The sequence below is a fragment of the Novosphingobium sp. genome, assembly GCF_965228995.1.
Lineage (GTDB): Bacteria > Pseudomonadota > Alphaproteobacteria > Sphingomonadales > Sphingomonadaceae > Novosphingobium.
Genome location: NZ_OZ245852.1, coordinates 1,389,382 through 1,401,448 on the forward strand (window position 1 = coordinate 1,389,382; position 12,067 = coordinate 1,401,448).

10 protein-coding genes and 1 pseudogene are annotated in these 12,067 nt (G+C 65.5%); 2 read left to right on the forward strand and 9 right to left on the reverse strand.

Annotated elements, in window-relative coordinates; translation table 11 throughout:
• Positions 1-187 precede the first annotated feature (187 nt).
• Positions 188-1,171 carry a winged helix DNA-binding protein gene (locus ACO056_RS06490; RefSeq protein WP_421855333.1) on the forward strand — a complete coding sequence of 328 codons (984 nt, stop codon included), beginning with the start codon at positions 188-190 and terminating at the stop codon, positions 1,169-1,171.
• Between the two features lie 183 nt (positions 1,172-1,354).
• On the opposite strand, the gene ACO056_RS06495 is transcribed toward ACO056_RS06490, so the two are convergent.
• From ACO056_RS06495 to folE, 4 genes are all read right to left on the reverse strand, one after another.
• Complete coding sequence (locus ACO056_RS06495; protein WP_421853555.1) at positions 1,355-1,762, reverse strand: winged helix-turn-helix domain-containing protein; 408 nt, start codon at positions 1,760-1,762, stop codon at positions 1,355-1,357.
• A 32-nt stretch (positions 1,763-1,794) separates the two neighbouring features.
• On the reverse strand, positions 1,795-2,343 hold the full coding sequence (locus ACO056_RS06500) for a GNAT family N-acetyltransferase (RefSeq protein WP_421853558.1): 549 nt from the start codon (positions 2,341-2,343) through the stop codon (positions 1,795-1,797).
• An 82-nt stretch (positions 2,344-2,425) separates the two neighbouring features.
• On the reverse strand, positions 2,426-3,379 hold the full coding sequence (locus ACO056_RS06505; protein ID WP_421853561.1) for an NAD(P)/FAD-dependent oxidoreductase: 954 nt from the start codon (positions 3,377-3,379) through the stop codon (positions 2,426-2,428).
• A 14-nt stretch (positions 3,380-3,393) separates the two neighbouring features.
• Positions 3,394-4,008, reverse strand: a complete 615-nt coding sequence (folE, locus tag ACO056_RS06510) for a GTP cyclohydrolase I FolE (protein WP_421853564.1) — start codon at positions 4,006-4,008, stop codon at positions 3,394-3,396.
• Positions 4,009-4,227: 219 nt separating this feature from the next.
• On the opposite strand from folE, the pseudogene ACO056_RS06515 reads away from it, so the two are divergent.
• Positions 4,228-4,818, forward strand: a pseudogene (locus ACO056_RS06515) (LuxR C-terminal-related transcriptional regulator).
• Positions 4,819-5,245: 427 nt separating this feature from the next.
• On the opposite strand, the gene ACO056_RS06520 reads toward ACO056_RS06515, so the two are convergent.
• The 5 genes from ACO056_RS06520 to ACO056_RS06540 form a co-directional block, all read right to left on the reverse strand.
• Positions 5,246-6,097 carry a TorF family putative porin gene (locus tag ACO056_RS06520; RefSeq protein WP_421853567.1) on the reverse strand — a complete coding sequence of 284 codons (852 nt, stop codon included), beginning with the start codon at positions 6,095-6,097 and terminating at the stop codon, positions 5,246-5,248.
• Between the two features lie 222 nt (positions 6,098-6,319).
• Positions 6,320-7,690, reverse strand: coding sequence for an ATP-binding protein (locus ACO056_RS06525; RefSeq protein ID WP_421853570.1), 1,371 nt, complete (start codon positions 7,688-7,690; stop codon positions 6,320-6,322).
• Complete coding sequence (locus ACO056_RS06530; RefSeq protein WP_421853573.1) at positions 7,687-8,400, reverse strand: response regulator transcription factor; 714 nt, start codon at positions 8,398-8,400, stop codon at positions 7,687-7,689. Before ACO056_RS06530 ends, ACO056_RS06525 begins: the two co-directional genes overlap by 4 nt.
• A gap of 62 nt (positions 8,401-8,462) precedes the next feature.
• On the reverse strand, positions 8,463-8,738 hold the full coding sequence (locus ACO056_RS06535; RefSeq protein WP_421853576.1) for a hypothetical protein: 276 nt from the start codon (positions 8,736-8,738) through the stop codon (positions 8,463-8,465).
• Between the two features lie 260 nt (positions 8,739-8,998).
• Positions 8,999-11,974, reverse strand: a complete 2,976-nt coding sequence (locus ACO056_RS06540) for a TonB-dependent receptor plug domain-containing protein (protein ID WP_421853579.1) — start codon at positions 11,972-11,974, stop codon at positions 8,999-9,001.
• Between the last annotated feature and the right edge of the window lie 93 nt (positions 11,975-12,067).

Below are 12,067 nucleotides of genomic sequence, written 5' to 3' on the forward strand. Positions count from 1 at the left end.
GAAGCGAACCTCCGGGGGGTCTGCGCGCCACCTTCATCCAGTTTGGAGGCATATGATCTTGACCTGAGCCTGTTTTGTTCCACTCTTGTTCGCATACGGACATTTACGGAGTGTGGTTTCGATGGGACAGGCTGCCAGGCAGTTCGACTATGGCGATGGCGATGCGCAGGCTCCTCGCGTCGTGGAAATGCGCGATCGGGGGCATGACCGTGCCTTGGGGCGGGTGCAGGATCGCGGCACCTCTGCGCTGGCGGTCTCCATCTTTGCCGATCGCAGCTATCTGCGTGCCGAGATGGAGGAAGATGCCGTGGCCGCCGGTCTGCGCATCGCGCAGACGGCCGATCTCGGCAACCTGCTTGGCGCAGAAGCCGGGCCTGCGCTTGGTGATCTGGTACTTGTCGATTGTCCGGTGATCGACGGGGCGGAACTCGCAGCACTGGCGCGGCTCGATCTGCGCGCTGCCAAGAGCGGCTCGCACCTTGTCGTCTCGACGAGCATCGGCTCGCTCGATGATGTGTTCGGCTGCCTTGACCAGAGCGAAGCGCAGATCCTCGTCACGCCAACCCGTGCGGACCGGGTGATCGCGCTGGGTCGTACGCTCGCCCGCGCAGGCAACCGCGTGCGCGAACTCTCGGAAGAGGACCGGCTGGCGCTGCTGCGCCTGACCGAGCAGGTCGGCCAGATCGCTCAGAAGCTTGAGGCGCTCTCGTCAAGTTCGGGCGGGGCTGCGGCGCAACCTTCGGCATTTCGTTTCGACGGAGCCGGTGAAGAAGCGCGGCTTGATGATGGCACGGATCGCCTCGTTCGCGCAGCGCGCCCGCCGCTTCCCGATCCGCGCCTCGTGCGCAAGATCATCCGCCAGCGCCAGCTGCGTGCACGCTTCTTCGAGGGCGATCTCTTCGCCGATCCCGCTTGGGACATGCTGCTCGATCTGACCGCCGCGCGCGCCGAACATGTCCGTGTGTCGGTCACCTCGCTCTGCATCGCCTCGGGCGTCCCGCCGACGACTGCGCTGCGCTGGATCGGCCAGATGACAGATGCCGGCCTGCTCCAGCGCGTCGACGATGAAACGGATCGCCGCCGCGCTTTCATCACGCTGACCGACAAGGCTGCCGATGCCATGGCGCGCTACTTCGCCGAACTTGGCACTTCAGCCGCGACTTTGGTCTGACGTGGCGGGGTGCCTCAGTTTTCCGGAGTACCCCGTGGGCCGGTTCGCAATCGTGCGGCGAAGATAGCGCGTTCGATTCGCGAAAGCGGACGCGGCGGCCCGGTGGTGCCGGGGTGGGCGCAACGAGCGCGGACGGACCGCGTGATTGGTCTGGGCCGGAAGTTGACGCTAAGGCCTTGGTGCTCAGTCCTCGTCCGCCAGTTCGCTGCGGTCGGCCTGGCTGCGGAGCGGCCTAGCCCGCAGCTTCGCTTCCAGCGCCGTGAGCTCAGGCCCCGCGCCGCGATACTCAAGCGCTGCTTGCAGGGCGCGGTAGGCAGAGAGAATTTCGGTGCCGTCCGCAGTCAGCCGCGCGCCGCCACCGCGGGCGCTGCCGGGGGACGTTTCCACCAGCGGCGCGGACCAGCATCGGTTCATCAGATCGACCAGCTGCCACGCGCGCCGATAGCTCATGCCAAGCCGCCGCCCTGCGCCGGAGATCGAGCCTTCGGCGCTGATCGCGTCGAGCAGGTCCGCCTTGCCCGGCCCCATGGCGATGGCATCACCGCACAGGATCTGGAGCTTGAGCTTGAGGGACGTTGGGGCGTTGGACATGGCGCATGGTCTAGCTTCGCAGAGCGGCTTGCTCAATCCCGCACGAGCAGGCTTGCCGCACCGGGCCATGTTATCCGCAGGATCGGTGCGCCCCGTGCAGCGGGCATGTCGTCGAGAGCGCGTTCGGAGATTACGCCGCCCAGTCGCTGATAGAACCGGGTAGCGGCCACATTCGCTTCGAAGACCCAAAGGTGGAAAGGCTGATCAGGCTCGAGTTCGGCAACGGCGGCGTGAAGAAGTCTTTCGCCGATATGTCTGCCGCGCAGCGCGGGGTGCACATGGAGATTGTCGATCAGGCTGCCCCAGCGCGGATCGCTCTCCCGGAAGAGGCAAACAAACCCGGCAATAGCCTGCTCCGGAGTTTGCGCGACAAGCACCGACTGCGCGGCGCACGGGTGCGCGAGTCGATCGCTCCAGACCGCGCGGCGATCGGCTTCGATCGGTCCCGCAAGATACGCCCGATCAAGCACATCGGCATAGACATCGCGCCAGCTTGCGCAGTGAAGGGCTGCGATTTCATCGCCGTCGGCGGCGCTTGCCGGCCGAATGCTGATCTCATCGCCTGTCTCGTTGTGTGTCATGCCTGGTACTCCCGCCGTCTGGCTGCATTGCGCGGCCTTGTGGCGAGAATGTGAGCGATCCGGTAGTGCCCGGTGCCGGTTGTCAGGCGGCCTCGCGCGCGGCGCCGAGCATGCGCTCGCCAAGCATGCGCCCTGAAACCCACGCGCATTCGACGCGGGGGCCGAGCAGCCAATCACCGCAGGCGCCGATCTGCTGGTTCGCATTCCACAGGCAGCCGAGGCCGGTGCCGGCCGAAAGGGCATAGCGCCAACGATGGATCGAATGCGCGAGCGGGGCGAGCGCCTCGCCGCCGGTTGCCTCGTGCAGCGCGGCGAGCAGGTGGGGGCCAATCTCCTCGGGCTGGCGCTCGAGATGCGCGGTCGACCATTGCGGAGTGGCCTGGACGATCCAGCTTTCCGGTCCGGCGCGGCCCGGCTTGGCGCTGTCGCGGGCAGCCCACGCGAGAATACCGTGATTGCGCAGGATGTGCTCGCCATGCGGCAGGGGCTGCTCGAAAGCGAACATACCGGTCCAGCAAGGCTGCGAACGGGCGAAAAGCGCCGTGCGGGCGAGTTCAAAATCGTGGAGCGTGAGAATCGGCGCGGCTTGCTCGGCGGGAAGCGCGAGCACTGCGGCATCGAAATGCTCGGTCGGCATGCCTTCACCGAGCAGGCGCCAGTGCATGCCCTCTCGGGCAAGGCCACTGACATGGTGCGAGAAACGCACATCGTGCCGCGCCGCCATATCGCGGACAACCACGTTCATGGACGGAACACCGATCCACGCATCCGCGCCCGCTTCGGGCCAGCGCACGGCGAGCCCGGCCTCGGCCCAGCGCGCGACAGTGGCGGCAAAGGCGTTATCGCGAACGGTGAAGTATTGTGCGCCGAAATCGAAGCTGGCCTCGCCGTGCGCGGTATCGATCCGGCGCGAGGCCATGCGCCCGCCGGGCCTGCGGCCCTTGTCGAACAGTGTAACCTGCCAGCCTTGCTCGGCCAGCATGTCTGCGCAGGAGAGACCGGCAATTCCGGCCCCGACGATGGCAACGCTCGGCATCTCTCTGGCAACCGTTACTTACGGCCCATCAGCGACAGCACTTCCTTGCGGCTGCTGTCATCTTCGAGGAAGCACCCGAGCATCCGGCTGGTGACCATGCCGACGCCGGGAGTGCGCACGCCGCGCCCGGTCATGCAGCCGTGCTGCGCATCAATCACCACGGCGACGCCATGCGGCTGGAGATTGTCCCAGATGCAGTTGGCAACTTCGCTGGTCAGGCGCTCCTGGATCTGGAGGCGACGGGCGAAGCCGTGCAGCACGCGGGCGAGCTTGGAAATGCCGACGACGCGGTTCCGGGGGAGATAGGCGATGGAAGCCGTACCCGTGATCGGGGCGAGGTGGTGTTCGCAGTGCGACTGGAAGGGAATGTCGCGCAGCAAGACGACCTCATCGTAGCCTGCCACTTCGCTGAACGTGCGGCGCAGGTGGATGCCGGGATCTTCATCGTAGCCGGCGCAATACTCACGCCAGGCGCGGCCGACGCGGGCGGGCGTATCGGTCAGGCCTTCGCGCTCCGGATCATCGCCAGCCCAGCGCAGCAGAGTGCGGATGGCTTCCTGAACCGGTTCGGGAACGATCAGTTTGCCATCTTCGTCGCGCGCTTCGAACTCGTGGTTGACGTAATTCATGCGTGCGCTCCGTGGCGAAAGGGTGATTGCGTGCCAAGGTGGGCGACGCACTTGCTGCTGAAAAAGGGCGGAAGTCCGCGCGGCACATCTTGCAGCACCGTCGCAAATGGGTTTACCCATGCAGCAATCTTGGGTCTAAGGATCGGGACGGGGCCGGTTTTTGGGAACATGGACCTAAGGGCAATTGCGCGCGGCGCGCCGGAGCCGAAGGGAAGAAATATGGCAATTGGCGCAATGATCGAAAACAGCCTGGTGGCTGCGGTGGTGAGCAACCCGCGGCTACCGGACAATCCCATAGTGGATTGCAACGCGGCATTCATGGAGCTCACCGGCTATGGCCGCGAGGAGATCATCGGCCGCAACTGCCGCTTCCTGCGCGGCCCGGGCACCGAACCGGAACTCACCGCGCAGCTGCGCGAAGGGATCGCGGCGCGTGTGCCGGTGATGGTCGAACTCCTCAACTACAAGCGTGATGGAACGCCGTTTCGCAATGCGGTGATGATCGCCCCGATCTTCGATGCGGCGGGCGAGCTTGAATGGTTCCTCGGCAGCCAGGTGGAAATCGCCGGCGCGGCCGATGCGGTGCCGAGCGCGCGTGCGGTCGAGGCGCGCGAGAAGGTCGCCTCGCTTTCGCGGCGCCAGCGCGAAATCCTCGAATGCATCGCGGCAGGGCGGCTCAACAAGCAGATTGCTTATGAACTGGGCCTGAGTGAGTGAACCGTGAAGCTGCACCGCGCGGCCGTGCTGCGGGCGCTGGGTGTGCGCACCAGCGCGGATGCCATCCGCATGGCGATCGAAGCGGGGCTCTGAACGCTCCTGCATCGCGGCTGCTTTTGCCCTCCGGGACAGGTTGAGAGCCGGGAGGCCGAAGCCCACCTGTTGACCATCGGGTCGATGGAGCAAAGCTCCTCTTCGCGGTCGCAACTGGGTGCGAGCCTTTCGGTCCCCCCCGCTTCACCGGGAGGTTCGCACCTTGGTCTTTGCACCCACCTCCGCCCGCCCGATTCAGGTCAGGTTGACACAGTTGACACAGTTCTGAGGCGGAACCCTGCGGCCCCGTGCGCGCACCTGCAAGGCGATGGCCCGAGCGGCATTTTCCGCTGAAATTACAAGGTTTGGCAGCCATCTGCGCAGCCATACTGCGAAGGTGCACCTGTAGGACAGGGTCATCTTGCCGCACAAAAAGACCCCCGGTCCGCTCGGAACCGGGGGCAGGCTGCGTACCTCGTGAATGCGATCAGAATGCCGCGCTGATCGAGACCACGACCTTGGAGCCGGCGATTGTCTTGCCGTTCTTGGTCGAGGAAAAGTTGGGCTGGAGATAGGCGGCTTCGGCATCGCTGATGTCCGTATCGACATAGGCGACGCCGAGAGTGAGCTTGCCGAAGGCGACATCGGCACCAAGCAGCCAATCAATGTACTTGCCCGTTGGTGCCACGCTGGTGCCGTTGGGGCCGAGGCCGGAGTTGCCCTTCGAATAGCCGATGTGGCCCTTGAGTGTGATCGGCGTGGAGGGGATGCCGGCAGCGGCATCGGTCCAGACGTAGAGGTTGTCCTTCTTGTCGCCCGGATTGTCATAGACACCGGCAACGGCCGAGGCGCCCGAGTTGTACCACTTGCCCAGCGCTTCCTGCTTGGGCGCATAGGCGACGCCGGCGGTCAGGTTGGCCGGACCGACCGTTCCCGAAAGCTTGACATAGGGCTCAGCGAAAGCGGTTTTGCTGGAGCCGCCGGGATACGTGTAGAAAGTCAGGCCGAGGTCGAGCGCGACAGACTTGGTCACCGGGAACTTGTACCCGGCGATAAGATCGAGTTCGAGGTTCGGACCGCCGAAGGTGCCCCAACCGGCGAGGTTCGACGACCAGAAGCCCGCGTAGGCGCCGCTTTCATGGCTGACAGTGATGCCGCCCTGGACGGCCGCGCCGCCATTCGATTGCGAGACGCCGCGGAAGCGGTAATCGGAGACCAGCGCGACGCTGCCCGAAACGGTAATGGCCGGGGGAGGCGCGGTTTCCTCGGCGCAAGCCGCAGTGGCTGCCAGTGACGAAACGGCGGCCATAAGCGCCATGGTGGCAAGACGGAACTTCATGTGGAACGACCTCCCTGGGACCGAGCCCGAGATTATGGATACCGTTCCTGCCTGCGGCCGCTGCTCGCGTGGCATCTCAACATCCGGTGCCACGTCCTGTTCGGTGACGTGCAACGTACGGTAACGTGTTTGCTGCTCGATTGCTGGGCGGTGTCTTAATGTTGCTGAGCTTGCTGCGGTGCAAAAAACGTATGCTGCGGTGTTTTTGCAACAGCTGCCGGTTCAGCCGGACCGCGCGTCTTCCGGCAGGGGCAGGCGGATCACAGCGGCGAGCCCGCTGCCCTCATCCTCCTGGCGGCGCTTGTTGATGAGGGCGAGCGAGCCACCCTCGAGCCTGATCGCGGCCTTCACGATCGAGAGCCCTAGCCCCATCCCCGGTGTATCGCGCGTGCGGGCTGTATCGAGCCGGAAGAAGGGCTGGAACACGTCCTCGATACGGTCTTCCGGAATGCCGGGGCCATCGTCCTCGATGCGGATGACCACGGCGTCGGGCTCTTGCGAAAGCGAGACGCGGACGTTGCCGGCATAGTGCAGCGCATTGTCGATCAGGTTTGCCAGCGCGCGCCGGATCGATACCGCGCGGGCCATGATCTCGAGGCTTTCCGGCCCATCGTAGTGCGCATCCATGCCTTGATCGGCGGCGCTATCGACCAGCGTGGCGGCCATGATCGCGATATCGATGCGTTGCGGCGGGATCTGCGTGCCGCCAGCTTCGACGAAAGCCTGAAGCGATTCGAGCAGTTGGCGCATCTCGCCGATATCGTGTTCGAGTTCGGCGCGGGTATCGTCTTCCAGCCGCGCGCCATCGAGCCGGAGCTGGAGCCGTGCCAGCGGCGTGCGCAGGTCGTGGCCAATGGCGAGCATGGACTGGGTGCGCTCGGCCTGCTGGCGCTGGATGCGGCGCTGCATCTGGTTGAAGGCGCGGATCAGGCGGCGCACTTCATCGGGTCCCTGCTCGGGCAGGCCGCCGGGGCTCGGGGTCTCGATATTCCGAAGCGCACTGACGAGGCGCTGGAGCGAGCGCATCGTGGCGCGGAACATCAGCCAAGCCAGCGCGCCAAGCAGCAGCGTGGGCAGCAGCATCGGCAGGATCTGCCACAGCGAGAGCTGCAACCGCACTTCGCCGGCATATGTGCGGAAGCGCAGCGCGCTGCCATCGGCGAGGACCAGCGTGCCGGAGACATCGCGGCTGGAGTGTGTGTGCTCCACGAAGAGGCGCTGGCCGCCTGCTGCCAGAGCCGGGCCTGCGGCAAGGATGCGTGCCGCCAGAGCGGGGTCTTGCGAGGTGGCGGCCGCGTCCGGCGCGCGCGGCTGCCATTCGAGTTCGAACCGCGGGGTCGAGAGCGCGCTGACCGTTTCGGGCCGCCTGCCGGGCGATTCGTGGGTGATGACACTGGCAGCCAGAGTGAGGTGCTCACCGATGCGCGCGGCATCGTCACGCTGGACGGCGGTCGTCGTGGCGGAATCGAACAGGAAGGTATTGGCGAGGAAATCGACCGCCGCCACAAGCAGCAGGATCGTCAGCAGCCGCTCGGTCAGGCCAAGGCGGCGCAGGCCAAGGCGGCGCAGGCCAAGGCGTTTGGGGCCTTTCAACCGCGCCGGACTTCCGCCTTGAACATGTAGCCCACCCCCCGCACCGTCACGATCGGCGGTTCGCTGCCGCTGGCCGACAGCTTGCGGCGCAGGCGGCTGACCAGCACATCGATGCTGCGGTCGGAACTATCGCCAAGGCGCGTGCGCGAGAGCTCGATCAGCCGCTCGCGCCCGAGCACACGCTGGCGGTGGCTGACGAACGTGGCGAGGAGATCGAATTCGGCGCCGGTAAGATCGACCATCGCGCCGCTGGGCGAGCGAAGTTCGCGGCGCGAGAGCGAGAGCGTCCAGCCCTCGAAATGGACTTCGCTGGTGCGCTCGTCGCCCTTGTTGAGGCCTTCGCCGCCGCCGCGCCGCAGCACCGCGCCGATCCGCGCGATCAGTTCGCGCGCGCTGTAGGGCTTGGCGATGTAATCGTCTGCGCCGAGTTCGAGGCCGAGCACGCGGTCCTCCTCGCTGCCGCGCGCGGAAGCGAAGATGATCGGCACGTCGCTCTGGCGGCGCAGCTTGCGGAACAGTTCGATCCCGCTGGCACCGGGGAGCATGATGTCAAGCACCACGAGTCCGGCCGGTTCGGCTTCCAGCATGACCCACATTTCGGCGCCGGTGGCGGCAGTGCGGACGGCATAGCCATTTTCGCGCAGCGCCCGCGCGGTGAGCATGCGCAGCGAAACGTCGTCTTCAACCAGCAGAATGGAAGGTGCAGTCATGGCCGGGGTCCGAACGTAGAGGGGGGCAGGGGAGGCGGCAAGCCCCCCCTGGCGCGGGTCGTTCAGTCAGCTGCCGCGAGTTCTTCGCCGCGCGTGCCGGTGCTGCGCGTTTCCGCCCGGGCCTGCGCCTGGTGGGCATGACAGGCGGCACCCTTGAGCGGATCGGAATTGCAGACCACCGGCAGAGCCGCCGCAGTGCGGGGGGCCGGGCTGTGGCGGCGGGCCGTGCAGGCGATGCTCTTCATGGCATCGGGATTGCAGGGCACGGCCGCGGCATGGACCGTGGCGGGGGCAGTCAGCGGCTGGGCCGAGATGAGAAGAAGCGAGGCAAGCAACATGAGCGACTCCATGGCAAGTAGGACTGCCGCTCCGATGATGACATTTGATTGCCTGCAATCGTCTGGTTCGTGACGAATTGTGTCTTGCGCGCAAGTCCTTGACGGCCGCCGGGCGGACGAGGGCGATGATCTCCGTCTCGCACCCCGATTTCCGCGAAGAGAGAGAGCGTGAAGCTTATGCCAAGGGTTTGATCCCCAAGTACTATTCTTGGGGCAACTCGGCGTGCGGGTGCCGCGCCGGGGCGGCACCCGCTGCCGGATCAGAAATTGACGCGCGCGCCCATGCGGAAGTAGCGCCCGACGATGCCGGAATTGGCCCAGGCCGGGTTATACTGGTAGCCGCCGTAGGTGGTCGGATCGTAGGGAGCCTTCGCGCCGAACACGTTGAGGACCGTCGCGTCGAGCAGGAAGCGATCGTTCACCTTGATCGTGCCGACCATATCGACATCGATGAAGGAGCCGGTGCGGCAGGCGACCGGCGTGACACCATCGCGATAGGTTGTCGGCACGCCGGTGTTGGCCGCGCTGCCGAAGCAATCACCCCGCGTGCCGCCGACGTCTTCGGCAACGCCTTCATAGCCGCTGACGTAGTTGACCGTGGTGGTGAAGGTGAAACGCTGGGTATCGAGCGTGGTCTGCCAGTTGCCCTTCCACTTCGGCGTGCCCGAGGCCGAGGTGATGACATAGGGCCCGAGCGTGCCATCGAACCGCTGGATCGAGCCGCCCACGTTCTGGGTGTACTTGATCACATAGGTGCCGGACAGCGAGCTTGTCAGCCGCGCGCCGTGGCCGAGCGGAATGCGCGCGTTGGCAGAGAAGTCGACGCCGTTGATCTTGAGGCTGTTGGCGTTGACGAAACCGTACTGGATGAACTGGATGCGCGGCTTGGCATTGGGGTACTGCGGATCCGCCACATCGGGGGTGACGACGAAGCCCGCCGGGATCGGCTGGCCGGCATAGTAGGCGTTGATCGCCGTGCTGTAGTCTGCCCCGACGATGAGGTTGGTCTTCTTGATATCGAAGTAGTCCGCCGTGAAGCTGAGCCAGGGCTTGGGCGTGAGCACGACGCCGCCGGTGAAGTTGCGCGACTTTTCGGGCTGCAGGCCCTGGGTGCCGGTGGTCGTCAGGCCAAGGTAGTAGTTCTGGCCGTAGGTGTTGTTGCCGTGCTGCGCCTGGAAATCGGCCGGAGCGTTGACCGTGATGAAGCCGGTGGTCGGCAGGCCATTCGATTCGGCAAAGCTCGGAATGCGGAAGCCGCGGGAATAGGCGCCGCGCAGCGCGATCTCGGGGATCGGGGTGAAGCGCGCACTGAACTTGGGCGAGAACGCGCTCTGGCCCGAGCTGTAGTGATCGTAGCGGCCGCCGACGTTGAGATCGAGCTGCTTGAAGACCGGCGCATCCGCTTCGAAGTAGGCCGAGGCGACAGTGCGGTGGCCGATCGCGCCGACCGGATTGATGATGAAGTAGCGGTAAGTCGGACCCTGCGGGCTATCCGGGTTGGCGCTGCGGGCCGTGATCGATTCATAGCGGACCGAGCCGCCCACACCGACCTGCAGATCGCCGCCCGGCAGCGTGAAGAAGGCGTGGCTCAGGCTCGCCTGCGCCTGGAAGAGCTGCGAATTGGAGCGGTTGACGTTGGTGGGCGTGAGATAATCGCGGATCTGCGCGCTATTGGCTGCCGGATCGACGAAATTGTAGCTGCCGTCGGCCACGACATCGAGCAGATGCTGCACGAAGATCTGGCCAGTGGTCGTCTGCGTGAGATCGGTGCGCATGCCGGTGAGATCAAGCGTGTAGTCCCAATCCTTGCCGAAGCTGCCAGTGATTCCCGCCGCGCCGCGATAGGTGCGGCTGAAGGTGATCGTATCGGGCAGCGGACCCGCCAGCATGTAATGCAGCTCGGCCGTCTGGCCTGCCGCCGCGAAGGGATTGTTGGGATTGAGCGTGCCGTTGGCCGCGCTGCAATTGGCCCGCGCGGCGCAGACATAGACCGGCAGGGTGAGCAGCGTGGAGGAGCCGGGGCGCGTGTCATACGTCACGCCAGAGGCGGCGGGCGGCGTGATATTGAGCACGTTCGCCGGCGTGCCGGTCGATTCCACCCGGTTCTGGTAATAGGTGAACAGCGCGTAGGCCTTTGAGTTGTCACCCGTCTGCACGGTGAGATGCACGGTGGCGCCGAAGCGTTCCTGGCTGGGCGAGATCACGCCGTATTGCGCGACATTGTCCTGCTGGCACTGCTGGGCAGCGAAGGGATTGGCCGGATCGGTGTTCTGCTGATCGGGCGTGAGCGTAACGGGACGCAGCGCGCCGCAGCCAGCAGCGGGGTTGAGCAGCTGGAAGGCGCCCGCGGGCATGCCGGTTGCATCGATCGGACGCACCACCGGCACCGTGGTCGCGAAAGTGGGATTGCCGGGCGTGAGGAACGAACCGTCGGCCTGGATGCCGTTCGTCACGTTGTTGGTGCGGCAAGTTCGTGAGCCATCGGTGACGCTGGTGCCGCAAAGCGAGCTCAGGTCCGAGGTGTTGTAGGGGAAGCCGCGGTCGCGGTTGAGCAGCGCGTCGTTCTTCTGGTACTCGGCGTTGACGTAGACATTGAACCCGCGCTCGACGAGATCGCCATAGCCATAGGTCAGCGAGGCCCGCCGTTCGGCCGCATCGCTCTTGCCCGAGATGCCGGCCGAAACATCAGCGTGGAAGCCCTTGATTTCCTTCTTGATGATGATGTTGATCACGCCCGCGACAGCGTCGGCGCCATAGGTTGAGGAAGCCCCGTCCTTCAGGACTTCGATGCGATCCACGATGGCATCGGGAATGGTGTTGAGATCGACGAAGTTGCGCGTGCCGTCGTCCGCCAGCGGATAATAGGCGGCGCGCAGGCCATCGAACAGCACGAGGGTCGAGGACGTCGTCAGGCCGCGCAGCGAAGCGCCGGATGCGCCGGCCGCGAACGCGCCGTTGGCGCTGAACGAGGTGGGCAGCGCGCCGGCATTGTTGTTGGCGAGCGACTGGAGCGCATCGGCGATCGTGTTGATGCCGCGATCCTGCAGCTGCGACGAAGAGAGCGAGGTGATCGGCAGCGCGCCGTCTGTCTCCTTGCGGCGCAGCAACGAACCGGTGACAATGATCGGCTCGGATGACTTGGTTTCGGCCTGCGCGGGCGGCGGGGCATCAGGCGCGGCCTGCGCCAGCGCCGGGACCGAGCCAAAAAGCCCTGCCGCGAGCAGGGTCGTTGCCATCAATTGCACCTTACCGAATGTCATGTTTCGCCACCCACTTTTGTTACAAAGTGTGTCGCGATAAAGTTTTCACCGAGCGACTCAACTGAACCA